The following is a 26421-nucleotide window of genomic DNA, read 5'->3' as shown; positions in this document are numbered from 1 at the left end:
CGGACCGCGTGTCGCAGCGCGGATGCGGTCACGCCTCCCACGGGGCGCCCCGTTCCCTTGTACGGTCGGAGGCGGACGAACTCCCCGATTCACCCCCGCACCGGACCCGGAATCCCTCGGTCGCGCCCCCGACCGCGTCCTCACCACGTCTCCGAGCCCTGCGGAACCGCGTGCCGTCCCGTCAGGAGGAAACCATGGAGCCCAGCTCGAGGATCAGCACCGAGCGGATCGAGCCCGACATCGTGGTGATCCGCCCCGTCGGTCGGCTCGACCTGTCCACGGCGTGGGAGCTCGAAGCGGTCCTCCAGCGCGCGCTCGAGGCGGGAGAGGTCCGCGTGGTCGTCGACCTGGCGGCCGTCGAGTTCCTCGACTCGTCCGGGCTCGGCGTCCTCGTCGCCGGACTCAAGGAGGCGCGGAAGGCGGGCGGCGAGCTGCGCGTGGCCGCCGCCGGCGAGCAGCCCGCCATGGTGCTCGGCCTGTCCAACCTCGACCGCCTGCTCGGGAGCGCCGAGACCGTCGAGGAGGCCTACCGTGCCTGAGCGCTCCTTCGTCGTGCGCACGCCGCCCGAGGACGGCGTCACCGCCGTCCACGAGGCGCTCGAGGAGCTGTGGCTCGAGGAGCCGGGCGTCGCGCCGGTCGACCGGATGTCGTTCGAGACCGCGCTGGTCGAGCTGACCTCGAACATCGTCCAGCACGCCCGGTCGTACCGGCACATCATCTGCCTGGTCGAGATCCGCGTCGACGCGACCGAGCTGCGCGCCTCGCTCAACGACTCCGCCGAGGAGGCGCCCGCCGAGGTCACCGACCCCCGCGACATGCCGGACGAGTGGGACGAGGCAGGCCGCGGGATCCCGTTCATCCACGCCCTCGTCACCGAGTTCTCCTACCGCCGTGTCGACGGGCAGAACCTCTGGGCACTCGCCCGGACCCGCACGTGAGCGAGCCGACCGAGCGCGCCCGCCTCGCCGCGATCGCCGAGCTCGGGATCGGCCTGAGCACCCCCCAGGAGCGCTTCGACAGGATCACCCGCGTCGCCCGCCGACTCCTGCGCGTCCCCCTCGCCGAGATCAACATCCTCGAGGAGTCGACGCAGTTCACGAAGTCGCCCCAGCGCTCGGCGCGGGCGAGCAGGATGCTGCGCGCCGACTCGATGTGCGACGTCACGGTCCAGCAGGGCGACATCCTCGTCGTCGAGGACGCCACCGCCGATCCGCGGTTCGCCGACCGCGGAGTCGTCACCGGATCCCCTCACGTGCGCTTCTACGCGGGCCGCCCGCTCGTCGTCGGGGACGGCCTCCGCGTCGGCACGATCTGCATCATCGACAGCGAGGCGCGCGGCTTCTCGGAGGAGGAGCGCGAGATCCTCGAGGACCTCGGCCGGTGGGCGGAGCGGGAGCTGCGCGAGATCGCCTTCTCCGGACGCGCGAGCGAGACGCAGGAGCGGCTCTGGCCCCCGCGCCTCGACCTCGGCGAGTGGAGCCTCGACTCGCTGACCACGCCGCTGCACGACGTCGCCGGCGACTACACGGCGTGGCGTCGCAGCGGGGACGACCTCTCCCTCGAGCTGGTCGACGTGATGGGCAAGGGGGTGTCGGCGGCGATCGTCGCCTCCGCGATCCGCTCCGCGTTCCAGGCGCGGCCGGAGCTCCCTCCCGCGGCAGCCGTCGAGGCCGTCAACCGCCAGCTCCTGCCCGACCTGACCGCGACCGGGATGTTCGCGACCGCGCTGATCGCCCGGGTCGACCTCGCGAGCGGCGCCGTCGCGTTCGTGGACAGCGGCCACGGCCTCACCCTCCTGCTGCGCGCCGACGGCACCACGGAGCGGCTCGCCTCCACCGGCGTCCCGCTCGGCATCGCCGCCGACGTCTCCTGGGAGGAGGAGCAGCGCGTGCTCGCCCCCGGCGACGCGCTCTTCTCCTGCAGCGACGGCCTGCTCGACGTCTTCGGCGGGCGCCTCGACGCGCTCGACCGTCTCGCCGAGCTGGTGCGGAGCAACGACGACCCCGCTCTCTTCGAGCGTCTGCATGCTCTCGCAGACGACGCGCACGACGATGTGACAGCGTTGGTGTTGCGGCGCTCCGCAGCGCCCGCCCCCTCCTGATCCTGATCGAAAGGACCTCCCCCATGCCTGGTGCACTCGTCCTCGCCGGCGGCGGCCTCGCCGGAATCGCCTGGGAGCTCGGCGTCCTCCGCGGCCTCGCAGACGCCTCCCCCGAGGCGGCCCGCCTCCTGCTCGATCCGTCGACGACCTTCATCGGCACCTCCGCGGGCTCCGCGGTCGCCGCGCAGTTGAGCACCGGCACCGGCCTCGACGAGTCGTACGAGGTCCAGCTCCAGGAGGAGTCCGCCGAGATAGGAGCGGACGTCGACGGTGAGCGCCTCCAGGCCCTCTTCGCCGCGGCCGTCGAGGGCGCGACCTCGCCCCAGGACGCGCGGCGCCGCATCGGCACCCTCGCGCTCGAGGCCGAGACGCTCCCCGAGGACACGCGCCGGGCCGTCATCTCGGCCCGCGTGGGCGACGCCGACTGGCCCGAGCAGCGTCTGCTCATCACCGCGGTCGACACGGCCACCGGTGAGCTGCGCGTGTTCGACCGCGAGAGCGGTGTCGGCCTCGTCGACGCGATCTCCGCCAGCTGCGCCGTCCCCGGGGTCTGGCCTCCCGTCAGCATCGACGGCGTCCGCTACATGGACGGCGGCGTGCGCTCCGGCAGCAACGCCGACCTCGCCGCGGGAGCCGACTGGGTCCTGGTCGTCACTCCGCTGCCGGGAGTCGGCACGCCCGGCGCGGGCCTGATCCCGACCGGCGAGCTCGACGCCCTCGCGGACTCGCGGGTCGAGGTGCTCTACGCCGACGAGGAGTCGGTGCGCGCCTTCGGCCCGAACTCGCTCGACCCGGCCGTCCGCGCCGCCTCCGCCCGCGCCGGACGTGCTCAGGGCGCCCGGCTCGCCTCGCGGATCGCCGCGCTGGTCGGCGCCGAGTAGCCGGTCTCATCGCCGCACGCTGTAGCGCGTGAAGACCGTGCCGTCGGCGAAGCGGTGCTCCTCGCGCAGGTCGAGGCGCGCGTGGAACCCGCACGGGAGGAAGTGGGTCCCGCCGCCCACCGCCACCGGCACCGTGTAGACCTGCACCTCGTCGACGATCCCGGCGAGCAGCGCGTGCCGGGCGAGGGTCGGCCCGCCGATCGAGACGTCGTGGTCGGCGGCGCTGACCTGCGCGGCGACGACGACCGGGTCGAATCCGACCTCGACGCGGGTACGGCGGGTCTCGGCCGACTCCAGCGTCGTCGAGTACACGACCTTGTCGGCCGCCCGCCACATCTCCTGGAAGTCGCGGATGAACGCGAACTCCTCCGCGAGGGCCCAGGTCTGCTCCCACGCGCGCATGACCTCGTACATGCGCCGCCCGTACAGGTACGTGCGCACCCGCCCCTCGCGCTCCGTGATGAAGCGGTGCACGGCGGGTCGCGGCTCCGCCCAGGCGAATCCGCCGTCCGCGTCGTTCACGTAGCCGTCGAGCGACGCGATCGAGCTGTAGATGAGCGCGCCCACGTCGGCCTCTCTCCGTGGCCGGCTTCGGGACCGCCCACGGGCGCGACCGTAGGCCTCCCGCCTCCGTCCGGCAATGTCCGCCGGGTCCTCTGGCGCGGATCGACGGGTCGCCGCTGCTCCCGACGGCGCTCCCGGCGGTCGGCGCCCCCTCCCGGACCGCGTACCGTGGTCGTGCCGCAGAGAGCGGCCGTGAAGGGTTCGGGATGAAGATCAGCCAGCTGCGCCACTTCGTGGCGGTCGCCGAGGAGCTGCACTTCGTGCGCGCCGCCGAGCGCCTCGGCATCTCGCGGCAGAAGCTCGACTCCTCCGTCGCCGCCGTCGAGCTCGACCTCGGCAAGCCGCTCTTCGAGCCCGGTGCCGCCGCCACGACCCTCACCGCGGCCGGGCGGCAGCGCCTCGCCTCGGCCCGCGAGGAGCTCGCCGCGCTCGGCGACGAGCCGGAGGCGGCCCCGAAGTCGGGAGGCAAGGCCAAGGCCTCCAAGGGGACCGGGCGCGCGCCGATCGTCAAGGGCCAGCCCAAGCCCTACAAGCGCCGCCAGTCCCGCTGACGCGCAGTGTCCGATCGCCGGACGTGGTGGGCCCTACCGGGCTCGAACCGATGACATCCACGGTGTAAACGTGGCGCTCTACCAACTGAGCTAAAGGCCCCCGTCGCGGTCTCACCCGCGGACGATCGACTCGATCCTACGGCAGGCGGAGCGGCCCCCTGCGGGCACTAGCCTCGGCACATGACCGCCGACAGCGACTCCCGGGCGAGGCGGCGCGCCGAGAGCCGCTGGCCCGCCTCCGCCGCGATCCTGGTGGCCGTCGCCCTGAACGTGGCCGGCCACAGCGCCGACACCTCGGTGGTCCGCCTCGTCGCCGCCGGCATCACGCTCGCGCTGCTCGTGCCGCTGTTCGTCGTGAACCCGCACCGACTCGACAGCGAGACGCGCTGGTCGCGCGGGGTCTCCATCGCGCTGGCGGTCGTGCTCGCCGTGGCGAACCAGGTGAACGTGGTCGCCGTGGTGATCGACCTCGTCGACGGGACGGCCGACGGCCCTCCGCTGCTGCTCACCGCGCTCCAGGTCTGGGTCACCAACGTCGTCGCGTACGCGCTGCTGTTCTGGGAGCTCGACCGCGGCGGTCCGGTCGCCCGCGGAACGCTTCCCCGCACCGAGCTGCCGGCGGCCGACTTCGCCTTCCCGCAGGACACCTACCGCGACACCGCGCCCGAGGTCGCCGCGACCTCCTCCGAGCGCGCCGACTGGCGGCCCGGCTTCGTGGACTACCTCTCGGTGTCGACGACGAACACCATGGCGTTCAGCCCGACCGACACGATGCCGCTGTCGAGCCGGATGAAGCTCCTGATGATCGCCGAGGCGTTCACCGGATTCGTCCTGCTGGCCCTCGTGATCTCCCGGGCCGTCAACATCCTCAGCTGACGACCGGGGCGGTCCGCCTCCGGAGGGTCAGACGTGCGCGGGGACGAGCGCGTCGATCGCGGCGCGGTATGCGTCGATCGAGCGAGGCTCGCCCGGGGCGGTCATGAACGTGTCCCGGATGACGCCGGCCTTGTCGATGAGGAAGGTCGCGCGGGTCGCGTAGCCCTTCGCCTCGGTGAACACGCCGTACTGCTTGGCGACGTCGCCGTGCGGCCAGAAGTCGGAGAGGAGCGTGAAGTCGTAGCCCTGCTTCTCGCCCCAGGCGCGCAACGTGTGCTTGGAGTCGACCGAGATGCCGATCAGCTCCACGTCGGCGTGCTCGAAGAGGGAGAGGTTCTCGCGCAGCGCGCAGAACTCGCCCGTGCAGGTGCCGGAGAAGGCGAGGGGGAAGAACACCAGGGCGACGTTGCGCCGCCCGTGGAAGTCGCCCAGCTGGATGCGCTCGCCGTACTGGTTCGCGAGTTCGAAGTCGGGAGCCAGGGTCAGCTTCTCGAGAGCCATCGGTCCGATGTCCTTCCGTGCGCACGAGAGTCGCGCGAGCACGAGGGGCAATGCTAGACCCGCTCCGCGCAGACTCCAAGGAACGGCCCGTCTCCCCCGATCACGGGCCGGTCGACGCGTCCCGGCTGGCGCTCTCCTACAGTCGTCGGCGCCCATTCCTCGTGGATCACCACAGTGCGATTCCAGGTTCGGGGCACGGGAATCGCTAGGCTGACGGAGGTGCCCGCGCGCGGCTCGTCATCCGAGCCCCGGATCCGCGGATCCGCACCGCTTCATGAGAGTGATGTCTCGGGCACGATCTGCCCCCAGAGAGAGGTCGAGGGTGACTGTTAACGATCAGGACCCGTATTCCGTCGGTCACGTGGACTCGGACCCCGAGGAAACGTCGGAGTGGAACGAGTCGCTCGATGCGCTCGTCGAGGAGCGGGGCCGGGGTCGCGGGCGCGACGTCATGCTCAGCCTCCTCAAGCGCTCCAAGGAGCTCCACCTCGGCGTGCCGATGGTGCCCACCACGGACTACATCAACACCATCGCGCCCGAGAACGAGCCCGACTTCCCGGGCGACGAGGACGTCGAGCGCCGCTACCGCGCGTGGATCCGCTGGAACGCGGCCATCCTCGTGCACCGCGCGCAGCGTCCCGGCATCGGGGTCGGCGGCCACATCTCGACGTACGCGTCGAGCGCCTCGCTGTACGAGGTCGGCTTCAACCACTTCTTCCGCGGCCAGGACCACCCGGGCGGCGGCGACCAGGTCTTCATCCAGGGCCACGCCTCCCCCGGCCCGTACGCGCGCGCCTTCCTCGAGGGACGCCTGAGCGAGCACCAGCTCGACGGCTTCCGCCAGGAGAAGTCGCACCGGGGCGGCGGGCTCTCCAGCTACCCGCACCCGCGGCTCATGCCGGAGTTCTGGCAGTTCCCGACCGTGTCGATGGGCCTCGGCCCGATCAACGCGATCTACCAGGCGCAGGCGAACAAGTACCTCACCAACCGCGGCATCAAGGACGCCTCCGACCAGCAGGTCTGGGCGTTCCTCGGCGACGGCGAGATGGACGAGGTCGAGTCGCGCGGTCAGCTCCAGGTCGCCGCGAACGACGGCCTCGACAACCTGAACTTCATCGTCAACTGCAACCTCCAGCGCCTCGACGGACCCGTCCGCGGCAACGGCAAGATCGTGCAGGAGCTCGAGTCGTACTTCCGCGGCGCGGGCTGGAACGTCATCAAGCTCATCTGGGGCCGCGAGTGGGACGACCTGCTCGCCCGCGACACCGAGGGCGCGCTACTCGACCTGATGAACAAGACGCCCGACGGCGACTTCCAGACCTACAAGACGGAGGACGGCGCCTACGTCCGCGAGAACTTCTTCGGCCGCGACCCGCGCGCCAAGAAGCTCGTCGAGGGCTACTCCGACGAGCAGATCTGGGGCCTGCGCCGCGGCGGCCACGACTACCGCAAGATCTACGCGGCCATGAAGGCCGCGACGGAGCACAAGGGCCAGCCCACCGTCATCCTCGCCCACACCATCAAGGGCTACGGTCTCGGCCGCAGCTTCGAGGGCCGCAACGCGACCCACCAGATGAAGAAGATGACGCTGGACAACCTCAAGTCGTTCCGCGACACCATGCGCATCCCGATCACGGACGCGCAGCTCGAGGAGAACCCCTACCTCCCGCCGTACTACCACCCCGGTCAGAACGACGAGGCGATCGAGTACCTGCAGGAGCGCCGCCGCGCGCTCGGCGGCTACCTCCCCGAGCGCCGCTCGAAGTACACGCAGCTGAACCTCCCCGAGGACTCGGCCTACGCGGTCGGCAAGAAGGGCTCCGGGACGCAGGAGATCGCCACCACCATGGCGTTCGTCCGCATCCTGAAGGACATCCTCCGCTCGAAGGACTTCGGCAACCGCGTCGTCCCGATCATCCCGGACGAGGCGCGCACCTTCGGCATGGACGCGTTCTTCCCGAACGCGAAGATCTACAACCCGCGCGGCCAGCACTACACGTCGGTCGACCGCGAGCTCCTCCTGGCCTACAAGGAGAGCCCGCAGGGTCAGATCCTCCACGTCGGCATCAACGAGGCGGGCGCCCTCGCGGCGTTCACCGCGATCGGCACCTCGTACTCGACGCAGGGCGAGCCGCTCATCCCGGTCTACGTCTTCTACTCGATGTTCGGGTTCCAGCGCACGGGCGACGCGATCTGGGCGGCCGGCGACATGATGTCGCGCGGCTTCATGATCGGCGCCACCGCGGGACGCACCACGCTGACCGGCGAGGGCCTCCAGCACGCGGACGGGCACTCCCCGATCCTCGCGGCGACCAACCCCGCCGTCGTGAGCTACGACCCGGCCTACGGGTACGAGATCGCGCACATCGTGCAGTCCGGACTCGAGCGCATGTACGGCGGGAAGCACACCGACCCGAACGTCATGTACTACATCACGGTCTACAACGAGCCGATCGTGCAGCCGAAGGAGCCGGAGGACGTCGACGTCGAGGGCATCGTCCGCGGCATCCACCGCATCTCCTGGGGCCAGTGGGACGGGCCGAAGGCCCAGCTCCTCGCCTCGGGCGTCGCGGTGCCGTGGGCGATCGAGGCGCAGAAGCTCCTCGCTGAGGACTGGGGCGTCTCGGCGGACGTCTGGTCGGTCACCTCGTGGAACGAGCTGCGCCGCGACGGCATCAAGGCCGAGCAGCACAACTTCCTCCACCCCGAGGACGCCGAGCAGGTGCCGTACGTGACGCAGAAGCTGGCCGACGCGAAGGGCCCCTTCGTCGCCGTCTCGGACTTCTCGCACCAGGTCCCCGACCAGCTGCGCCAGTTCATCCCGGGCGACTTCGCGACGCTCGGCGCGGACGACTTCGGCTTCTCGGACACCCGTGCGGCGGCGCGGCGCTACTTCCAGATCGACGGCCCCTCGGTCGTCGTGCGGACGCTGCAGCTGCTCGCCAAGCGCGGCGAGGTCGACCCCGCGCTCGCCGTCCAGGCGATCGAGAAGTACCGCCTCCTCGACGTCAACGCCGGCACCACCGGCAACGCGGGCGGCGAGAGCTGACGGACGAGTCCGTGCTCTCGCAGGAACCCGCACCGTCGAGTGCGCGGGGTCCTGCTCCTGCGGCGGAGCGTCCGGCCACCCGGCCGGGCGCTCCCCGCACGAAGGAGCAGACCCTCGCCTGGCTGCGCACCCTCGCCGGTGAGCTCTCGACGCAGACGATCAAGCGACTCGAGGACACGCTGCCCTGGTACGGCAGCATGCCCCCCGGTCGGCGCTCGGCGGTCGGCCTCGTCGCTCAGGCCGGCATCACCTCGTTCATCTCGTGGTTCGACGACCCGTCGGCCACGCCGTGGATCGCGGCGGACGTGTTCGGAGCCGCTCCCCGCGAGCTGCTGCGCTCCGTCTCGCTGACGCAGACGCTGCAGCTGATCAAGGTGACGGTCGAGGTCGTCGAGGACCGGATCAAGAACGGCGGGGAGGACCTCCGCGAGGCGATCCTCCTCTACTCGCGCGAGATCGCCTTCGCCGCGGCCGACGTCTACGCGCGCGCCGCCGAGGCCCGAGGCCTCTGGGACGCGCGCCTGGAGGCGCTGGTCGTCGACTCGATCCTCACGGGCGAGGCCGACGACGAGCTGCCCAGCCGGATCGCCGCCCTCGGCTGGCACGGCCACGGCGAGGTCGCCGTCCTGGTGGGCACCGCCCCCAAGATGCTCGACGTCGACCAGCTGCGCCGCACGGCCCGGCACATGGACGCCGACGTGCTGATCGGCGTGCAGGGCAGCCGGCTCGTCCTGGTCATCGGCCGCGCCGAGCCGAGCGAGAACGCCACGGAGGAGACCGGCCCGCCGGTCGCGTTCCTCGAGATCGCGGAGGCGCTCGAGCCCGGCTTCGGAACGGGTCACCTCGTCCTCGGCCACGAGGTGCCGACCCTGGTCGAGGCGTCCCGCAGCGCCCGCGCGGCCCTCGCCGGCTTCGCGGTCGCCCGCTCCTGGCGGAACGCGCCGCGACCGGTCAACGCCGACGACCTCCTTCCCGAGCGCGCCCTCGCCGGCGACCCGCTCGCCCGCCAGAGCCTCATCACGCAGATCTACCGGCCCCTGCAGAAGCACTCGACCGAGCTGCTGACCACGCTGTGGGCCTACCTCGACAACGGCCGCTCCCTCGAGGCGACCGCCCGCGAGCTGTTCGTGCACCCGAACACGGTGCGCTACCGCCTCAAGCGGGTCGCCGAGGTGATCGGCTGGGACGCGACGGGCGCCCGCGAGGCGCTCATCCTCCAGTCCGCCCTCATCCTCGGCTCCATGAGCGACCCGGACGGCGCCGTCCGCCGGAAGCCGTCCCGACGCTGAGGCCCTCCGCTCGCCGAACCCCTCCCGCCCCTGAACACTTGTAGACCCGCGACAAGCTCTTTGTGCTTTGTCAGTGGCTCCACGCGCCGCACGTGCGAGCGCAGATCGGAAGACTGGATACCGTGATCGTCGTCGTCGCCCCGGGTCAGGGCTCCCAGACCCCCGGATTCCTCGCCCCCTGGCTCGAGATCCCCTCCGTGGCCGAGCAGGTCGCCGCGCACTCGGAGGCGGTCGGCATCGACCTCGCCGCGCACGGCACCGTCTCGGACGCGGACACCATCCGCGACACCGCGGTCGCCCAGCCCCTGATCGTCTCCGCGGGACTCGTGAGCCTCGCCGCCCTCCTCGAGGGCGGACGGCGCGAGCGCATCGCGGGCATCGCCGGCCACTCCGTCGGCGAGATCACCGCGGCCGCCGGAGCCGGGGTCCTCACCGAGGCCGACGCGCTGGTGTTCGTCCGCGAGCGCGCCCGTGCCATGGCCGCTGCGGCCGCCGCCGAGCCGACCGCGATGAGCGCGGTCCTCGGCGGCGACGAGCAGGCCCTGATCGCCCGTCTCGACGAGCTCGGCCTCGAGCCGGCCAACTACAACGGCGGCGGGCAGATCGTCGTCGCCGGCGCGGTCGACGCGCTCGAGGCCCTCAAGGCGGAGCCGCTCCGCGGGACCCGCGTGATCCCCCTGCAGGTGGCCGGCGCCTTCCACACCCGCTACATGGCGCCCGCCCGCGACTCCCTCGCCGGCGTCGCCGCCGGGCTGACCCCCTCCGACCCGACGCTCCGTCTCTGGACGAATCGCGACGGGTCGGTCGTCGACTCCGGCGCCGCGTTCCTCGAGCTGCTCGTCGGCCAGGTCGCCTCCCCCGTCCGCTGGGACCTCTGCATGGCGGCCTTCGCCGACGCGGGCGTCACCGGGATCATCGAGCTGGCACCCGCCGGCGCGCTGGTCGGCCTCGCCAAGCGCGGCCTCAAGGGCGTGCCGAGCATCGCCATCACGACCCCCGACGACGTGGACGCCGCCCGCGCCTTCCTCGACGAGCACGCCGCCTAGCAGGAGAGACCCCATGACGACCCCTTCCCTCACCCAGTCCAGCGGCAGCGCCTACACCCGGATCCTCGGCATCGGCGCGGCACGCGGCGACCTCGTCGTCCCGAACGACGACCTGATCGAGCCGATCAACTCCTCCGACGAGTGGATCCGCCAGCGCACCGGCATCATCGAGCGCCGCAGGGCCTCCGCCGACATCCACGCGGTCGACCTCGCGACCACCGCCTCCCTCGAGGCGATCGAGAAGGCGGGCATCCGCCCGGACCAGATCGGCGTCGTGCTCGTCTCCACGATCAGCAACACCGTGCAGACCCCGTCGCTGGCTGCGCTCCTCGCGGACCGCATCGGGGCGAACCCCGCCCCGGCGTACGACATCTCGGCCGCCTGCGCCGGCTACACCTACGGCATCGCCCAGGCCGATTCCTTCATCCGCTCCGGCCTGGCCGAGTACGTGCTCGTCGTCGGAGCCGAGAAGCTGTCCGAGCTGGTCAAGTCGACCGACCGCAGCATCTCCTTCCTCCTGGGCGACGGCGCGGGCGCCGCGGTCGTCGGCCCCAGCGACACCGCCGGCATCTCGAAGACCGTCTGGGGATCCGACGGCTCCAAGTGGGACACCGTCGGCATGGACAACCCGCTCGCGGCCTACCGCGACGGCACCGCCGAATGGCCCACCCTCCGCCAGGACGGCCCGTCGGTCTTCCGCTGGGCGGTCTGGGAGATGGCCAAGGTCGCCAAGCAGGCGCTCGCGGAGGCGGGCGTCCAGCCCGAGGACCTCGCCGCGTTCATCCCCCACCAGGCGAACATGCGCATCATCGACGAGCTCGCGAAGCAGTTGAAGCTCCCCGAGACCGTCGCTATCGGCCGCGACATCGAGACCACCGGCAACACCTCCGCCGCGTCGATCCCGCTCGCCACCCACCGCCTGCTCGAGGAGCACCCGGAGCTGCACGGCGGACTCGCGCTGCAGATCGGCTTCGGCGCCGGACTGGTGTTCGGCGCGCAGGTCGTGGTGCTCCCGTGACCGGCGCGACCCCACCCCTAAACTGACCTACGGTCACTGACGAACACCCGAAGAACCCCCAAGGAGAGAACCATGGCACTGTCCAACGAAGAAGTCCTCGCCGGCCTGGCCGAGCTTGTCAACGACGAGACGGGCATCGCCACCGACTCCGTCGAGATGGACAAGTCGTTCACCGACGACCTCGACATCGACTCCATCTCGATGATGACCATCGTCGTCAACGCCGAGGAGAAGTTCGACGTGAAGATCCCCGACGACGAGGTCAAGAACCTCAAGACGGTCGGCGACGCGGTCCGCTTCATCGTCAAGGCGTCCGAGTAGTCGTCGCCCGCGCACCCCGTCCTCGTGGCGGACACCCCGGCCGGCGATCGTCGGCCGGGGTGAGCCCGGCACCCACCCACACGGAACAGAGAAGCTCGTCATGACCAAGAAGATCGTCGTCACCGGAATCGGTGCCAGCACTCCCCTCGGCGGGACCGCCCGGGAGTCCTGGAACGCACTCCTCGCCGGCGAATCAGGCGTCCGCTCCCTCGAGCAGGACTGGGTCGCCCAGTACGACATCCCGGTCACCTTCGCCGCCCAGGCCAAGGTCCGCCCGGAGGAGGTGCTCTCCCGCCCGGAGGCGAAGCGCCTCGACCCCTCCAGCCAGTTCGCGCTCATCTCGGCCCGCGAGGCCTGGGCCGACTCCGGCATCACCGACGTCGACCCGCTCCGCGTGGGCGTCGACTACTCGACCGGCATCGGCGGCCTCTGGACCCTCGTCGACGCGTGGGACACCCTCCGCGAGCGCGGTCCCCGCCGGGTCCTCCCGATGACCATCCCGATGCTCATGCCCAACGCGGCCGCCGCCGCGATCAGCATGGCCATCCCCTCCCGCGCCTACGCCCGCACCGACGTGTCGGCCTGCGCCTCCAGCACCGAGGCCCTCGCGAACGCCTACGAGCACATGCAGCTCGGCCTCGCCGACGTGGTCGTCGCCGGCGGCACGGAGTCGGTCGTCCACCCGCTCCCGATCGCCGCCTTCGCGTCGATGCAGGCCCTCTCGCGCCGCAACGACGACCCGGCGACCGCCTCGCGCCCCTACGACGTCTCCCGCGACGGCTTCGTCCTCGGAGAAGGCGCCGCGACGCTCATCCTCGAGACCGAGGAGCACGCCCTCGCCCGCGGAGCCCGCATCTACGCGGAGCTCGCCGGCGGCGCCGTCACCAGCGACTCGTACCACATCACGGCGCCGGACCCCGAGGGCTCCGCCGCCGCCCGCGCCATGATCGGCGCCCTCGAGCAGGCCGGAGCCGCGCTCACCGACGTCACCCACGTCAACGCCCACGCGACGAGCACCCCGGTCGGCGACATCGCCGAGTACCGCGCCCTGCTGCGCGTCTTCGGCGACCACCTCCCGAACATCGCCGTCTCCGCGACCAAGGCGTCCACCGGCCACCTCCTCGGCGGCACCGGCGCGCTCGAGGCCATCTTCACCGTGCTCGCCCTCCACGTGCGCACCGCACCCCCCACCATCAACCTCTTCGAGCAGGACCCCCAGATCCCCCTCGACGTCGTCACCAGCCCCCGCGCCCTCGGCGACGGACCGCTGGTCGCCATCTCGAACTCGTTCGGGTTCGGGGGGCACAATGCTGTTGCCGCTTTCCGGACGGTGTAGCGGGGCGTAGCCCCGCTCCACCGTGCAGAAAGCGGGCTGCGCCGCTCCTTGCGCGGCGCAGGCGCGTCCGCTGGGGAGGGGGGCGGGGTTCCCGAGGGCCGGTGCGGTGCGGCGACGGTGATCCGCTGGAACGCGGATCCCCGGATACGCCTCGTGCCGCGAGGGAGCTGCGCCGCCGTCTGGTGCGGGCTGGTGAGCACGCGGTGCTGGTGGGGGCGCGGGCTTCGCCGCGACTCGGGTCGGATGATCGGATCAACGAAGCTGTCCGGGTGGGAGCGCGGGCTTCGCCGCGACTCGCGTCGGATACTCCGATCGCGGAAGCTGTCCGGGTGGGAGCGCGGGCTTCGCCGCGGCTCGGGTAGAAAGCTTCGGTTCAAGCAGCTGTGCTCGAGGGGAGCGCGGGCTTCGCCGCGACTCGGGTCGGATGCTCGGATCAGGGCGGCTTCGCTCGTGGGGAGCGTGCGACTCGCCAATACTCGGACCGTCGGTGTCGTGCGCGACAGAGGTGCGGGCGGCTCCGCGAGTCTTCCGACGCCCTCCGCCGGAACGCGGTGCTCCGCCGACCGTCTGGTCGACGTGCCAGCGAGCGGCAACCGCGAGGTGACGACGCGGCTTCGAGGCGGACCTCTGCCGGAACGGGGGGTCCGCTGGCCGCCTGGTTCAGGGAGGCGGGAGCGAGCGGTCCCCGCGAGGCGTATCCGCCGATCCGCGTGCCAGCGGATCGGCGTCGCCGGACGCCGGCCGCTCCACGGAACCCGACCACCCGACCGAGCCGACTGCGCGACGCCGCGCGAGGAGCGGCGTCGAATGAGCTCAGCCGACCCCGTGCATCCAGACGACGGGGGCGAAGTCGCCGCCGTAGCGGAAGGGCTCGAGCTCGTCCTCCCAGGCCTGGCCGAGGGCGAGGCGCAACTCGCGGTGCAGCTCGATGGGGTCGGCGCCGGCGAGCTCCATGGCGGAGCGGATGCGGTCCTCGGGCACGACGGTGTTGCCCGCGCTGTCGGTCTGGGCGTAGAAGATTCCGAGCTCGGGCGTGTGCATCCAGCGGCCGCCGTCGACGCCGGGCGAGGGCTCCTCGGTGACCTCGTAGCGGACATCGGCCCAGCCGCGGAGAGCGGACGCGACGACGGCACCGGTTCCGACCGGGCCCTCCCAGGCGAACTCGGCGCGCAGTGTGCTGCGGAGCACGGGCTGCTCGATCCAGGCGAAGTTCACGGCACGACCAAGGGCGCGACCTGTCCCCCACTCGAGGTGGGGGCAGAGCGCGCGGGGGGCGGAGTGCACGAAGAGCACACCCCGAGTCTGCTGCGCCACCATGGTGTCCTCCGTTCGTCCCGGTGCGTCTTCCCCAACGACCCGGACCACGGAACACTCTGCGGTGCGCCTTCTTCGATTATGACGGTGGACGTGCCACCACGCCCGATCATGCAGGAGCGGCGGACCTCCGTCAAGGCGGCTCGCCGCGCCTGCTCGACCGGCCGGGGGCGGCTCCTGCCTATACTCAGGTCGTCCGCGCCGCCGGACGCCGCACACCGCCAGACGCCCGCCGGGAGGAGCACCGTGTCCGTCCGCGACGGCCTGCTCGCCCTGCTCACGCTCGGCCCCGCCTACGGCCTCCAGCTGCACGCCGAGCTCCTCGACCGTGCCGCGCACCGGCCCCGGGTCAACGTCGGCCAGATCTACTCGACGCTCGAGCGCCTGCGCGAGCGGGGTCTCGTCGTCTCGGCCGGGTCCACCGACGACGGCCTCCCCCTGCACGCGCTCACCAGCGAGGGCCGCGCGGAGGCGGCCGCCTGGCTGACGGGTGACGGAGCGTCCCCGGAGGAGGACTGGGACGACGTCCTCGACCGCGTGCTGCTGGCCTCGAGCCTGTCCGGCGCCGACCTCGCCGCCGTCCTCGACGCGTACGAGAGCTCGCTGCCCGCCACCGCCGACGAGCAGGCGGAAGAGGAGGACGCGCACCCGCAGCGCCGCCTCGCCGCGATCGCCGCCGGCGTGCGGGAGGAGGCCCTGCGGCGCCTCCTCGAGGCCGCCCGCGACGAGCTCACGGGCGACGGGCCGGGACGGGGCGTCCGCGGATACGCTCTCGAGCGTCCCCGCCGGGGCCGTCGAGCCTCGAGCTAGGACGAGACAGGCGCGGCTGCCGTCGCCTAGGGTGGTTCGCATGTCCCGCACCCCCCTCGGTCTCCGCGTCCCCTCCCGGGCGCGCCGGCGCCTCGTCGCCGCCGGAGCGGGCACGGTCCTCGTCCTGTGCGCCGCCCTCGCCGCCCCGCTCTCCGCGTCCGCCGCCTACGACCCGTCCGACTACCCCTCGTGGTCCGATGTCGAGGCCGCGAAGTCGAGCGAGAGCGCCACCGCCGCCGAGGTCGACCGCATCACCGCCTTCCTCGCCGACCTGCGCGACCAGGCCGCCGCCCTCACCGACGCCGCCATCAGCCGGGCCGCCGAGGCGGACGCCGCGCAGAGCGCTCTCGACGAGGCGACCCAGCGCGTGAGCGCCCTGGAGGAGCGCGCCTCCGCCGCCCGCTCGGACGCCGACGCAGCGAAGGAGCAGGCCGGCCGTCTCGCCGCGCAGCTCTACCGCAACGGCGGGACCGATGCGACGCTCAACCTCCTCATCGGCGGCGACGAGTCGAGCGAGCTGCTCTACCGCCTCGGCACCATGACGCAGCTCACCCAGCAGACCAGCCGGCTCCAGACCGCGGCGCAGTCGACCGAGAACCAGGCCGTCTCCCTCGCCGCTCAGGCCGAGCAGGCCCGGGGCGAGCGCGTCTCCCTCGCCACCGCCGCGGCCGACGCGCTCTCGGTCGCCCGCTCCGCTCAGGCCGAGGCCGACGCCAAGGTCGCCGACCAGGAGAAGTACAGCCAGGAGCTCTACACCCAGCTCGCCTCGCTCAAGAACACCACCGCCGAGATCGAGCGGGAGTACGCCGACGGCCAGGACGCGAAGTCGGCGTTCGAGGAGCAGCAGCGCCTCTCCCGCCTCGCCGCCGAGGCCGAGGCCGCCCGCCAGCGCGCCGCGTCGGCTCCCGCCGCGGCCGCTGCTCCGGCAGCGCCCTCCAACAGCGGAGGTGGCGGAGGCGGCCCGGTCGAACTCGGCGACGACGACCCGACCGGCGCGCGCAACAGCTCCGCCAAGACCATCGCCGCCCTCGGCACCTACGCCGGACGCACGGACGGCCTCTCCCCCGCGCAGGCCCAGGCCTACGCCCGCACCGCTGTCGGCCGCTTCGGCTGGGGCGCCGACCAGGTCGACCGGTGCCTCATCCCGCTGTGGAACGGCGAGTCGGGGTGGCGCTGGAACGCGCTGAACCGCTCCTCCGGCGCCTACGGCATCCCGCAGGCCCTCCCGGCGAGCAAGATGGCCAACTCGGGAGCCGACTACCAGACGAACGCGGCGACGCAGGTCGACTGGGGGCTCTCGTACATCAAGAGCGCCTACGGCTCGCCCTGCAACGCGTGGTCGAGCTGGAACAACCGCTCGCCGCACTGGTACTGATCCCGCGTCTCACTTCGCCTGGTCGTAGGAGTCGACGACGGCGACGGTGACCGGGAAGTCGACCTCGCCCTCTCCGAAGAGCGAGCGTCCGGCGCGCACCGCCGCCTCGCGGACGATCGCGGCGACCCGCTCGCCGACGTCGGCGGGAGCGTGCACGATCACCTCGTCGTGCAGGAAGTAGACGAGGTGCGCCCGGCCGACCGTGCCACCCTCGGCGCGCAGTCGCGCCCGCAGCTCGCCCATCCAGCAGAGCGCCCACTCGGCCGCGGTCCCCTGCACCACGAAGTTGCGGGTGAAGCGTCCCCACTCGCGCGCTCGCGCCGCATCGGCCGAGAGCCCCTCGGGGCCCGGAGGCGAGCTGCGCCCGAGCCACGTCGAGACGCTCTCGCCGCGCTCCCCCGCCCGAGCCGCCGCCTCGACGTGCGCGACCGAGCGCGGGTAGGCACGGGCGAGCCTCGGGAGCAGCCGTCCGGCCTCCCCGCTCGTCGCCCCGTACATCGCCCCCAGCATCGCGACCTTCGCCCGCGGCCGGTCGGGGACCACGCCGGCGTCGACGATGCCCTGGTAGAGGTCGCGGCCCCGCCCGGCGGCGGCCATGGCCGAGTCGCCCGAGAGCGCGGCGAGGATGCGCGGCTCGAGCTGCGCGGCATCCGCGACCACGAGGCTCCAGCCCGGATCCGCGGTGACCGCGGCGCGGATCTGCCGCGGCAGCTGCAGCGCCCCTCCGCCCGAGGTCGCCCAGCGGCCGGTGACGACGCCGCCCACCACGTACTCCGGCCGGAACCGGCCGTCGCGCACCCACGCGTCGAGCCACGCCCAGCCGTTGGCGGTGAGCAGCCGGGAGAGCTTCTTGTACTCCAGGAGGGGCGGCACCGCGGGGTGCTCGAGGGACTGCAGCTCCCAGGAGCGCGTCGACTCGACCGGCAGCCCCGCGCGCCGCAGCGCCTTGAGGAGCTCGGCCGGCGAGTCGGGATTGAGCTCGGGCGCGCCGAGCTCGTCGCGCAGACGGACGGCCAGCGCCTCCAGCAGGGCCGGGCGGCCGCCGAAGAGCGGGCGGGGGCCGAGCATCCCGGTGAGCACCCGGTCGTGCACATCGGCGCGCCACGGCAGCCCCGCGTGGGCGATCTCGCGAGCGATCAGGGCGCCGACGGACTCGGCGGCGAGCAGCAGGCGGAGCCGGCCGGCCTCGGCGACGCCGGAGAGCGCCTCCTCCTGCCGGGCCAGCTCGAGGACGGGGTCGAGCTCGTCGGAGCCGCCCGCCGCCTCCTCGAACCCGATCAGCGTGTCCTGCGCGGCGGGGGCCGCGGCTCCCGCGTCCCACGGGTCGAGGGGCGAGCGCGCGAGAGCCGATGCGGCGGCGGAGACCGAGCGGCGGAGGATCGCGCGGGCCAGCCGGAGGTCGTGGCACCGGGCGACGACCACGCCGGCCGACAGCAGTGCGGGGTACCAGCGCGCGGTGTCGTCCCAGACCCAGCGCGGGCGCTCCGGCTCCCGCTCCCGGACGAACGCCGCCAGCTCGGCCGGGCCCCTGCCGCTCCCGGCCTCGGCGCCGCCGACGGGGTCGACCGCCCGCCACGCCCCCGTGGGGCCGCCGACGAGTGCGAGGAGCATCGGGCCATTCTCCCCCGTGGCGGACACGGAGGCCGCCGTCGCGGGGACGGCCGGGCCCCCTCTCGCTGAAGGAGTCACGGCGACGGCCGCGAGGGCGGGTAGCCGGGGAAGGGCTTCTCCTGCGCCGTCGGCGGCTGATGGGCCCACAGGGCGGCCGCGATGGTGTCCATCGAGCGGGAGTAGCCCACGAGCGTCCGCCTCTCCGGCTCCGCCGCCCAGGTCACCGCGCGGAACCAGGTCTCGCGGTACGGGCCGGTCTCGATGCGGCGCACCAGGCCGATCCGGCCGGTGCGCAGGGCGTCGACCATCACCCACTCGTCCTGCCCGCTGCTGCGCAGCATCTGGAGCGGACTCCACTCGATCATCGCGCCTCCCACCGGTCGATCCGCGGCCGTGGCGAGCACGAGCGCCGCGGCGTACACTCGCAGACTATCGAACACATGTTCGAACGGCCAACCGGGTCCGGCGAGTGAACGGGAGCACGACGATGGCGGTGATCGACGAGACGGCGCTGGTCTCGACCGACGGCGAGGGAGTGCCGATCGCGCTCGAGTGGCGGGGCGGGAGCTACCGGGTGACCGACCGGCCGACGGTGTGGACCTGCACGAGCGAGTGGTGGGCGCCCCTCGAGGGGTTCCCGCCGACGTTCGGGCGCACACCGGTGAGCATCGGCGGCTGGCGCTTCCAGGCGACAGACGTCGCGACCGGCGGAGCGTTCGTGCTCGACGTGGTCGCGTCGACGGAGCCGCAGTGGAGCGTGGTGCGGATCTACGAGTAGTGCCGGCGCGAGGCCGGTCGGGCGGCTACTTGTCGGCCGACCAGGGCGCCCGCGTCATGGCGATGAGAGCCGCGACTCCGGAGACGAGGCCGACACCGGCGATGGCGGACACGACGAGCCAGAGAACGAGTTCCATGCCACCAGTCTATCGAGCCCCGGAGCGGATCCTCTCCTCCCCGCTTCCATCCCCCGGCTATGGAATAGCCTGGGCAGAGTGACCGACGCCCCCACCCGCGCGAGTGTCGGACTGCGCTCGGAGCGCGGCCCGATCCTGCTGTCCCTGATGATCTCGACCGCTCTGGTCGCCCTCGACGCCACGATCCTCTCGACGGCCGTGCCGTCCATCGTCGCCGACCTGGGGGGCTTCGAGCAGTTCCCCTGGCTGTTCTCGATCTACCTGCTGGCCCAGGCCGTCTCGGTCCCCCTCTACGGCAAGCTCGCCGACGTGATCGGGCGCAAGCCCATCATGCTGATCGGCATCGCCCTGTTCCTGGTCGGCTCGCTCCTGTGCGGCCTCGCCTGGAGCATGCCCGCGCTGATCGCGTTCCGAGCCCTGCAGGGCCTGGGGGCCGGAGCGATCCAGCCGATGGGCATCACCATCGCCGGCGACATCTACACGGTCGCCGAGCGTGCGAAGACCCAGGGCTACCTCGCGAGCGTCTGGGGCATCTCCTCGGTCGTCGGGCCGACCCTCGGCGGCGTGCTCTCGGACCTGGGCGCCTGGCGCGGCATCTTCCTCGTCAACATCCCCCTGTGCCTCCTGGCGGCGTTCCTCCTGATCCGCAGCTTCCGCGAGACCACGCGGGGCGAGAAGCAGCGGATCGACGTGGCGGGCGCCTCCGTGCTCGCCGTGGGCACCGCGCTGCTCATCCTCGGGCTGCTCGAGGGCGGCAGCGCCTGGCCGTGGCTCTCCCCCGCCGGAGTCGGCGTGTTCGTCGTCTCGGCCCTCGCGTTCGCCGGCTTCGTCGCGATCGAGCGGCGCGCGGCCGCCCCGGTGCTCCCCCTCTGGGTCCTCACGCGGCGCGTGCTGATCTCGACCAGCCTGGTCTCGGTGACCGTCGGCGCGATCACGCTCGGCGTCACCTCGTACTTCCCGACCTTCGCGCAGGGCGTGCTCGGCAGCTCCGCCCTCGGCGCGGGATTCGCCGTAGCGGCGATGACGCTCGGCTGGCCGGTCGCGGCGAGCCTGTCGGGCCGGCTCTACCTGCGCATCGGCTTCCGCAACACGGGCTTCCTCGGAGCGGGGCTCGTCGTGATCGGCACGGCGCTGACCGTCCTGCTCGGCGCCTCCTCGACGCTGTGGGAGATCGCCGGCTTCTGCGTGCTGATCGGCGCCGGCATGGGGCTCGTGGCGACTCCGACGCTGATCCGGGCGCAGTCGAGCGTCGACTGGAACGAGCGCGGAGTGGTCTCCTCGACCAACTTCTTCGCCCGGAACATCGGCAGCGCCGTCGCCGTGGCCGTGTTCGGCGCGATCGTGAACGCGAAGGCGGGCGGCGGCGTCCCCGCACCGGCGGACCTCGCCGAGGGCACCCGCTTCGTCTGCATCGCGCTCACGGTCCTCGCCGTGGGCATGCTCGCCGCGGTCTGGGCGATGCCGAAGGAGGGGCGCACCGCGCGCGGAGACGATCGGGCGGCGGAGGCCGAGCCCGACGCGGCCCGGCCGGACGCGGCCCAGCCCTAGCCGACAGGCGGCGCCGTCGGTTCTCGTCGTCAGCCGGAGCGGCGCGCCGCGGCCGTCGCTCGCAGGCGGTCGCGGTGGGTGCGGCGCACCCGGTGCGTCCAGCGCTGCAGGGACGACCCCATCCCGGGGTGCCGCGCCAGCGTGTGCAGAGCGCGGTCGAACCGGCGGAGCATGTCGGCGAAGGCGCCGAAGGGGCGGGCCGAGATGCCGACCTCGAGGTGGCGGTCGAGCACGATCCGGTGCCGGAGTCCCAGGTGCACGCTGATCTCGACGTCGTCGTGCACGTAGGCGTCGTGCCGGTGCATCTCCTCCGCGATCTCCTCCCACGCCGACCGGCGGACGGCGCAGTTGGAGCCGAAGAGCGGCCAGTTGGCCAGCGCCGACCCCATCAGCACGAAGTAGGCGTCCATGTAGGCGACCCGCGCGATCACCCGGGCGATCGGGCCGAGCTCGTCGAAGCGTCCGGGACCGGTCACCGCTCCGACCTCGGGATCGGCGAAGTGGCCGGCCAGGCGCGCCAGCCAGTCGGGTCCCGGGCGGGAGTCGGCGTCGAGCCGTGCGAGGACGTCGCCGTGCGCCTCGTCGAAGCCGTGCGCCGTGCTCGCCGGGATCCCGGCTCCGTCGTGCCGCACCACCCGCGCGCCCGCCGCTCGCGCGACGGCGGCGCTGTCGTCGGTGCTCCCGTCGTCGACGACGACGATCTCGAACGGAGCGAGCGTCTGCTCGCGGAGGAGCTCGAGCAGCTGCTCGAGGTGGCGGGCGTCGTCCTTCACGGGGACGACGACCGAGATGCGCCGGTGATCCATCCGCCCAGTCAACGCGATCGGGGCGCTCAGCGGGGACACCGCCACGCGTCTCGCGCGAGCCCGGACCTGTCAACCGGCTCCCGAGCGCGTCGGATCCCCTGATGGGATCGACCCGTGTCCGCCGGATCGGCGGCCCGATCGAGACAGGAGACGACATGACCCAGGGACCTCGAGACTTCCGGCCCACCCGTGCACTGGTGACCGCCTCGGACTCCGGCATCGGCCGGGCGACCGCGGTGGCACTGGCCGAGGCGGGCATGGACGTCGGCATCACCTGGCACAGCGACGAGGAGGGCGCGCAGGGCACGGCGGAGGAGGTGCGCTCCCTCGGCCGGCGCGCCGAGATCGCGCGCCTAGACACGACGGATCTGGAGGGCGCGGGCGACGTGAACGACGACCTCGCGGATCGACTGGGCGGGCTCGACGTCGCCGTCAGCAATGCGGGCGGAGGCGGGGGCGAGCCCTTCCTCGAGCAGAGCCTCGACAGCTGGCGCTCGACCGTCGCCCTGAACCTCGACGGAGCGTTCGTCTGCCTCCAGCGCGCCGCGCGGCGCATGGCGGCCCAGGGCACGGGCGGCAGGATCATCGCGGTCACCAGTGTCCACGAGCACCAGCCGCGGGTCGGCTCTGTCGCCTACACCGCTGCCAAGCACGGGCTGGGCGGCCTGCTGAAGGTGGCCGCACTCGAGCTCGGCTCCCTCGGCATCACCGTCAACGCCGTCGCCCCCGGGGAGATCGCCACGCCGATGAACGACGCCGAGGACGTGGACCCCGTCACGATCGACCGCCCCGGCATCCCCCTCGGCCGCCCCGGCGACGCCCGCGAGATTGCGGCGGTGGTCGCCTTCCTGGCCTCTCCCGCCGCCTCCTCCATCACCGGATCCTCGTACGTCGTGGACGGCGGGATGCTGCAGATGGGGCCGCAGGCCGGCTCCCACCTCCGGCAGGACGACTGGCGCGAGGCCTGAGCCGCCGACCACGGCGCCCGCCCGCCGGGTACTCTCGAAGAGGTGCTCCGGCGGGCGGGGCGCCTGCTCCGGGATGTAGGTGACGCACGTGTGGTTCCGGCGTCGACGCAGGTTCAAGATGGAGCCGTACGACCCCGATGAGAACCCGTCGCGCGAGCCCGCCTCCGTCGAGGAGGCCGCCGAGGAGGGCCTGATGCTCGCGCAGTACGCGAGCCGCATGGCCGTGAAGAACCGGGTGCTGATGGACGGCCTCGGCGCTGACGTCCCCTTCGACTCGGGCCGCTACTCCGTCGTCGCCGCGGAGGAGCTCGAGAAGCTGGCGCGCGAGTCCGAGGCGGCCGCCGAGCGCCTGCGCGGCATCGCCGCCGACGTGACCTCGGTGGGCGGCCGCTCCGACCACGTGCACGACTACCGCTCGGCCGACGTCGACAACCTCGACCACCGCGAGCGGCTCTCGCTCCTGGTCGCCGACTCCCTCCACAGGCGGGCGCAGGACGAGGAGTACCTCACGACGCTCGTCGACGACGCCCGTCAGGACGCGTGGCGCGAGCTCGCGCAGTCGATCGAGGAGACCCTCGACCGCACCTCGCGGATCGACCCGGACGACGAGGAGTACCGCCGCGACCGCTCGGTGCGGATGGCGCTCGTGGTCGTCGACGACCTGGTCAAGCTGGCGGAGGAGCGCGGCGTCAGCCTCGAGGACTGACGGGCTCGTCGTGGGACGCCGGGACGGGGCTCAGGCCCAGCCGGCGCGGAACGACTCGGTCGCCTCGGCGGAGCGCTCCCGGACCGACTCCAGCAGCTCCTCCATGGTGGAGCTGCGGAGGAACGCGAGGCGGTCGAGCTCGGTGACCGGTGCGACGCCGGCGAGCTGCCAGGCGTGCGCGGCCGGATCCTCGGCGAGCTCGACGACCGCGCCGTAGCGCTGCTCGACGAACTCGCTCGCGACCGCCAGTGCCGTGCGGACCGCCGACTCCGCCGCAGCCAGCGCGGGGGCGTGCTTCTCGTCCCACTCCAGATCGGGCAGCAGGCGGACCTCGGCGCGCGGGTACGGGTCGTCCTCGTACCAGCGGACGACCTCGAAGCGCTCCTCGCCCACGGAGTCGAGCGTGACGAACGACTCCGCCCCGTCGATGTTCAGGATGCGCGCGCGGGCGCCGACCGCGAACCGCTGGTCGCCGCCGCCCACCTCCTGGCCGCGCTCGATGAGCACGACGCCGAACGCGAGGGTCTCGTCCTCGAGGACGTCGCCGAGCATCCGCAGGTACCGCGGCTCGAACAGCCGGAGCGGGAGCGGCATGTGCGGCAGGAGCACGGAGCCGAGCGGGAACATCGGAAGATCAGGCACGGGTTCAGGCAATCACGTCGAGCGGAGAGCGGCCAGTACGGGCGCGGCGCGTCAGGACGTGCTAGCGCATCGAGCCACCGTGTCGTCCGCTCGCGGATGCTCGCCACGCCCCGGACGATCTCCGACGGCCCGCCCTCACCCGCGAGGCTCCCACTCAGACTGGGAGCATGGATCTCGCCGAACTCCGAGCCGTCGTCCGCGCGGACCTGGCCGCCAAGGGCCACGCCTCCGACCGGCTCACCGTCCTCGTCCTCCGACTCGGGCAGTACTCGAGCTCTCGGAGGACCCGGCTCCCCCTCCACCTCGTCTACCGCCTGGTCGATCTCGTCTGGACCCGCATGATCGTCGGAGCCGAGCTGCCGCCGGCCGCTCAGGTCGGGCCCGGCCTGCGGCTCCCCCACTGGGGCCGCGGCGTGATCCTGCACCCGCGCACGGTGATTGGAAGGAACGCGTTCATCTACCACGGCGTCACCATCGGCGAGTCGAAGGGTCGGACGCCCGTCATCGGCGACGACGTCTACATCGGCGCCCGCGCGACGATCGTCGGGGACGTGACCGTCGGCGACCGTGTGCGGGTCGGAGCCGGCGCCGTCGTCGTCCGCAACGTCGCCTCCGACTCGTCCGCGGTCGGCGTGCCGGCGAGGACCGCGTCGGCACCGTCCTGAGGCACGGCCCGTCGGCCTGACGGGGCCGGACCGCCCGCCCCGACGAGACCGACATCAGGTGGATGCCCGACCCGGCGCTGGAGAGAAGGAACCACCGCGGGTGGAGCGGAGTAGGGCGTACGGGACTTGAACCCGTGACCGACGGATTATGAGTCCGCTGCTCTGACCGGCTGAGCTAACGCCCCGCGGCGGCCGTCCGAGCGGCCGTCAGGTGGCGGCGGGTGCGGACGCTGCGTCGGAGACCGGATCGGCCACCGGCTCCCCACGATACAGGCTCTCGAAGGTGCTGATCGTGCGGTTGATGTCGTGCGCGGCGACGATTTGGAGGGAGGCGCGCTTCATCGCCTCGAGGTTCTCCTGGTCGGCCGTGAGCACGGCGGTGAGGCGGTCGGCGAGGGCCTCGGCGCTGCCCGGCGCGAAGAGGTAGCCGTTCTCGCCGTCGTGGACGAGGTGCGGGAGGGCCATCGCGTCGGCGGCGACGACGGGGAGGGCCGAGGCCATCGCCTCCATCGTCGCGATGCTCTGCAGCTCGGCGATGGACGGCATGGCGAACACGGTGGCGCGCGTGTAAGCCTCCTTGAGCTCGGCGTCCGAGACATAGCCCGTGAAGCGGACGCGGTCGGCGATGCCGAGGGTCGCGGCGAGCTGCTGGAGGTTGCGCATCTGGTCGCCGCCGCCGACGATCTCGAGCTTCGCGTCGAGCGCCGGATCGAGCAGGGCGACGGCGCGGAGCAGGACGTCGATGTGCTTCTCGCCGGTCACGCGGCCGACGAAGAGGATCGAGTCGCCGGCGCGCGCCGCGAAGTCGGGCGTGTAGTTGTCGGCGTCGATGCCGCAGGAGATGGCGTGGACGCCCCGGAGGCCCGTGTACTTCTCGAGGAACTGCGCGGCCTTGCGGGTCGGCGTGGTGACCGCCTCCGCCCGGCCGAAGGTGCGGCGCGCGGCCCGCCACGCCATCGCCACGGCCTTGGCCTGCACGGCCTTCGGCAGGAGGGTGAACTCGAGCATGTTCTCGGGCATGAAGTGGTTCGTGCCGACGATGCGGATGCCGCGCTTGGCCGCCTCGATCCCGAGGCCGCGGCCGACGATGATGTGCGACTGGAAGTGCACGACGTCGGGCTTCACCTCGTCGAGGATGCGCGCGCTGTTCTGCCGGATGCGCCACGGCATCGCGAAGCGCAGCCAGTCGTGCGGATACCAGCGCCAGCTGTAGAGCCGGTGCACGATGATCCGCTGGCCCTCGTGCGTCTCGACCCGGGTGCCGCTCCAGCCGTCGGCCGAGGGGGCGACGACGTGGACCTCGTGGCCGCGCTGCGCGAGACCGGCGGCGAGGCGCTCGGCGAACTTCGCGGCTCCGTTCACGTCGGGAGCGAAGGTGTCGCAGCCGATCACGACCGTCAGCGGTCGGGAGTCGGGCGATCCCGGTCGGGACGCGTCGCGGGGATCTGACACGGGAGGTCCTATCGGTGTCGTGCCGCTCGGGGAGAGAAGGGAGCGATCGGCGGAGGTCGGTCGGTTTCGTGGCTCT

27 protein-coding genes and 2 tRNA genes are annotated in these 26421 nt (G+C 72.6%); 19 read left to right on the top strand and 10 right to left on the bottom strand.

The window, feature by feature from the left end:
- Positions 1-194 precede the first annotated feature (194 nt).
- From C5D36_RS11785 to C5D36_RS11770, 4 genes are read left to right on the top strand one after another with little or no spacing between them, the layout of a single operon-like run.
- On the top strand, positions 195-539 hold the full coding sequence (locus tag C5D36_RS11785; RefSeq protein ID WP_104223474.1) for an STAS domain-containing protein: 345 nt from the start codon (positions 195-197) through the stop codon (positions 537-539).
- Positions 532-939 (top strand): ATP-binding protein, encoded by a 408-nt coding sequence (locus tag C5D36_RS11780; protein ID WP_104295899.1) that lies wholly within the window; start codon positions 532-534, stop codon positions 937-939. The genes C5D36_RS11785 and C5D36_RS11780 overlap by 8 nt, the downstream gene beginning before the upstream one ends.
- Positions 936-2102: a PP2C family protein-serine/threonine phosphatase gene (locus C5D36_RS11775; protein ID WP_181067857.1), complete on the top strand. Its 1167-nt coding sequence runs from the start codon at positions 936-938 to the stop codon at positions 2100-2102. Before C5D36_RS11780 ends, C5D36_RS11775 begins: the two co-directional genes overlap by 4 nt.
- 23 nt (positions 2103-2125) lie before the next feature.
- Positions 2126-2983 carry a patatin-like phospholipase family protein gene (locus C5D36_RS11770; protein ID WP_104295898.1) on the top strand — a complete coding sequence of 286 codons (858 nt, stop codon included), beginning with the start codon at positions 2126-2128 and terminating at the stop codon, positions 2981-2983.
- 6 nt (positions 2984-2989) lie between these two features.
- On the opposite strand, the gene C5D36_RS11765 is transcribed toward C5D36_RS11770, so the two are convergent.
- Positions 2990-3550, bottom strand: a complete 561-nt coding sequence (locus C5D36_RS11765; RefSeq protein WP_104234197.1) for a dihydrofolate reductase family protein — start codon at positions 3548-3550, stop codon at positions 2990-2992.
- A gap of 203 nt (positions 3551-3753) precedes the next feature.
- Here C5D36_RS11765 and C5D36_RS11760 point away from each other — a divergent pair, with 203 nt between their 5' ends.
- A complete protein-coding gene (locus tag C5D36_RS11760) occupies positions 3754-4098 on the top strand; it encodes a LysR family transcriptional regulator (RefSeq protein ID WP_104223469.1) in 345 nt (114 codons plus the stop codon).
- A gap of 24 nt (positions 4099-4122) precedes the next feature.
- Here the strand turns inward: C5D36_RS11760 and C5D36_RS11755 are convergent.
- A tRNA-Val gene (locus tag C5D36_RS11755) sits at positions 4123-4198 on the bottom strand.
- Positions 4199-4278: 80 nt separating this feature from the next.
- On the opposite strand from C5D36_RS11755, the gene C5D36_RS11750 reads away from it, so the two are divergent.
- Complete coding sequence (locus tag C5D36_RS11750; protein WP_104226669.1) at positions 4279-4974, top strand: hypothetical protein; 696 nt, start codon at positions 4279-4281, stop codon at positions 4972-4974.
- 27 nt (positions 4975-5001) lie between these two features.
- Here the strand turns inward: C5D36_RS11750 and C5D36_RS11745 are convergent, their stop codons facing one another.
- Positions 5002-5475 (bottom strand): peroxiredoxin, encoded by a 474-nt coding sequence (locus tag C5D36_RS11745; protein ID WP_104295897.1) that lies wholly within the window; start codon positions 5473-5475, stop codon positions 5002-5004.
- A gap of 322 nt (positions 5476-5797) precedes the next feature.
- Here C5D36_RS11745 and aceE point away from each other — a divergent pair, with 322 nt between their 5' ends.
- The 6 genes from aceE to C5D36_RS11715 all read left to right on the top strand — a co-directional run bounded on the left by aceE (position 5798) and on the right by C5D36_RS11715 (position 13534).
- Entirely contained in the window at positions 5798-8524 is a 2727-nt protein-coding gene (gene aceE, locus C5D36_RS11740; protein ID WP_104295896.1) for a pyruvate dehydrogenase (acetyl-transferring), homodimeric type, read from the top strand.
- Between the two features lie 122 nt (positions 8525-8646).
- Positions 8647-9813, top strand: a complete 1167-nt coding sequence (locus C5D36_RS11735; RefSeq protein WP_181027189.1) for a CdaR family transcriptional regulator — start codon at positions 8647-8649, stop codon at positions 9811-9813.
- Positions 9814-9935: 122 nt separating this feature from the next.
- Positions 9936-10859, top strand: a complete 924-nt coding sequence (locus C5D36_RS11730; RefSeq protein WP_104226672.1) for an ACP S-malonyltransferase — start codon at positions 9936-9938, stop codon at positions 10857-10859.
- A gap of 13 nt (positions 10860-10872) precedes the next feature.
- Positions 10873-11877, top strand: a complete 1005-nt coding sequence (locus C5D36_RS11725) for a beta-ketoacyl-ACP synthase III (protein ID WP_104223464.1) — start codon at positions 10873-10875, stop codon at positions 11875-11877.
- 72 nt (positions 11878-11949) lie between these two features.
- Positions 11950-12198 (top strand): acyl carrier protein, encoded by a 249-nt coding sequence (locus C5D36_RS11720; RefSeq protein WP_104223463.1) that lies wholly within the window; start codon positions 11950-11952, stop codon positions 12196-12198.
- A 100-nt stretch (positions 12199-12298) separates the two neighbouring features.
- The gene (locus C5D36_RS11715) at positions 12299-13534 is read left to right on the top strand and encodes a beta-ketoacyl synthase (RefSeq protein WP_104295895.1); all 1236 of its coding nucleotides are present in this window, start codon (positions 12299-12301) and stop codon (positions 13532-13534) included.
- 813 nt (positions 13535-14347) lie between these two features.
- On the opposite strand, the gene C5D36_RS11710 is transcribed toward C5D36_RS11715, so the two are convergent.
- Positions 14348-14851, bottom strand: a complete 504-nt coding sequence (locus tag C5D36_RS11710; RefSeq protein WP_104295894.1) for a DUF3145 domain-containing protein — start codon at positions 14849-14851, stop codon at positions 14348-14350.
- A gap of 243 nt (positions 14852-15094) precedes the next feature.
- Between C5D36_RS11710 and C5D36_RS11705 the strand changes: the two genes are divergently transcribed.
- Together C5D36_RS11705 and C5D36_RS11700 are read left to right on the top strand one after the other, a co-directional pair.
- Entirely contained in the window at positions 15095-15658 is a 564-nt protein-coding gene (locus C5D36_RS11705; protein ID WP_181067942.1) for a PadR family transcriptional regulator, read from the top strand.
- Positions 15659-15698: 40 nt separating this feature from the next.
- Positions 15699-17033: a hypothetical protein gene (locus C5D36_RS11700; protein ID WP_104269256.1), complete on the top strand. Its 1335-nt coding sequence runs from the start codon at positions 15699-15701 to the stop codon at positions 17031-17033.
- A gap of 9 nt (positions 17034-17042) precedes the next feature.
- Here C5D36_RS11700 and C5D36_RS11695 read toward each other — a convergent pair whose 3' ends face one another.
- Both C5D36_RS11695 and C5D36_RS11690 read right to left on the bottom strand, forming a co-directional pair.
- Positions 17043-18644 carry a bifunctional 3'-5' exonuclease/DNA polymerase gene (locus tag C5D36_RS11695; RefSeq protein ID WP_104295892.1) on the bottom strand — a complete coding sequence of 534 codons (1602 nt, stop codon included), beginning with the start codon at positions 18642-18644 and terminating at the stop codon, positions 17043-17045.
- Between the two features lie 74 nt (positions 18645-18718).
- Entirely contained in the window at positions 18719-19009 is a 291-nt protein-coding gene (locus C5D36_RS11690) for a hypothetical protein (protein ID WP_146076962.1), read from the bottom strand.
- Positions 19010-19113: 104 nt separating this feature from the next.
- On the opposite strand from C5D36_RS11690, the gene C5D36_RS11685 reads away from it, so the two are divergent.
- Both C5D36_RS11685 and C5D36_RS11680 read left to right on the top strand, forming a co-directional pair.
- Complete coding sequence (locus tag C5D36_RS11685) at positions 19114-19422, top strand: hypothetical protein (RefSeq protein ID WP_146080951.1); 309 nt, start codon at positions 19114-19116, stop codon at positions 19420-19422.
- Between the two features lie 283 nt (positions 19423-19705).
- Positions 19706-21106, top strand: a complete 1401-nt coding sequence (locus tag C5D36_RS11680; RefSeq protein WP_104295908.1) for an MDR family MFS transporter — start codon at positions 19706-19708, stop codon at positions 21104-21106.
- Positions 21107-21135: 29 nt separating this feature from the next.
- Here C5D36_RS11680 and C5D36_RS11675 read toward each other — a convergent pair whose 3' ends face one another.
- Positions 21136-21912, bottom strand: a complete 777-nt coding sequence (locus C5D36_RS11675; RefSeq protein ID WP_104223456.1) for a glycosyltransferase family 2 protein — start codon at positions 21910-21912, stop codon at positions 21136-21138.
- Between the two features lie 155 nt (positions 21913-22067).
- Here C5D36_RS11675 and C5D36_RS11670 point away from each other — a divergent pair, with 155 nt between their 5' ends.
- Both C5D36_RS11670 and C5D36_RS11665 read left to right on the top strand, forming a co-directional pair.
- A complete protein-coding gene (locus C5D36_RS11670; protein WP_104295907.1) occupies positions 22068-22880 on the top strand; it encodes an SDR family oxidoreductase in 813 nt (270 codons plus the stop codon).
- Between the two features lie 118 nt (positions 22881-22998).
- Positions 22999-23586 carry a hypothetical protein gene (locus tag C5D36_RS11665; protein ID WP_104295891.1) on the top strand — a complete coding sequence of 196 codons (588 nt, stop codon included), beginning with the start codon at positions 22999-23001 and terminating at the stop codon, positions 23584-23586.
- 30 nt (positions 23587-23616) lie between these two features.
- Here the strand turns inward: C5D36_RS11665 and C5D36_RS11660 are convergent, their stop codons facing one another.
- Positions 23617-24228 carry an LON peptidase substrate-binding domain-containing protein gene (locus C5D36_RS11660; RefSeq protein ID WP_244229436.1) on the bottom strand — a complete coding sequence of 204 codons (612 nt, stop codon included), beginning with the start codon at positions 24226-24228 and terminating at the stop codon, positions 23617-23619.
- Between the two features lie 167 nt (positions 24229-24395).
- On the opposite strand from C5D36_RS11660, the gene C5D36_RS11655 reads away from it, so the two are divergent.
- On the top strand, positions 24396-24893 hold the full coding sequence (locus C5D36_RS11655) for a DapH/DapD/GlmU-related protein (RefSeq protein WP_104295890.1): 498 nt from the start codon (positions 24396-24398) through the stop codon (positions 24891-24893).
- Between the two features lie 111 nt (positions 24894-25004).
- On the opposite strand, the gene C5D36_RS11650 is transcribed toward C5D36_RS11655, so the two are convergent.
- Positions 25005-25078: transfer RNA gene (locus C5D36_RS11650), tRNA-Ile, on the bottom strand.
- A 22-nt stretch (positions 25079-25100) separates the two neighbouring features.
- Positions 25101-26345 (bottom strand): glycosyltransferase, encoded by a 1245-nt coding sequence (locus C5D36_RS11645; protein WP_258062931.1) that lies wholly within the window; start codon positions 26343-26345, stop codon positions 25101-25103.
- Positions 26346-26421 lie beyond the last annotated feature (76 nt).

The organism is Rathayibacter sp. AY1C6 (assembly GCF_002931535.1).
Taxonomy (GTDB): domain Bacteria; phylum Actinomycetota; class Actinomycetes; order Actinomycetales; family Microbacteriaceae; genus Rathayibacter.
The sequence above is the reverse complement of the archived record's forward strand: the minus strand, read 5'-3'. Positions and strand labels throughout refer to the sequence as shown.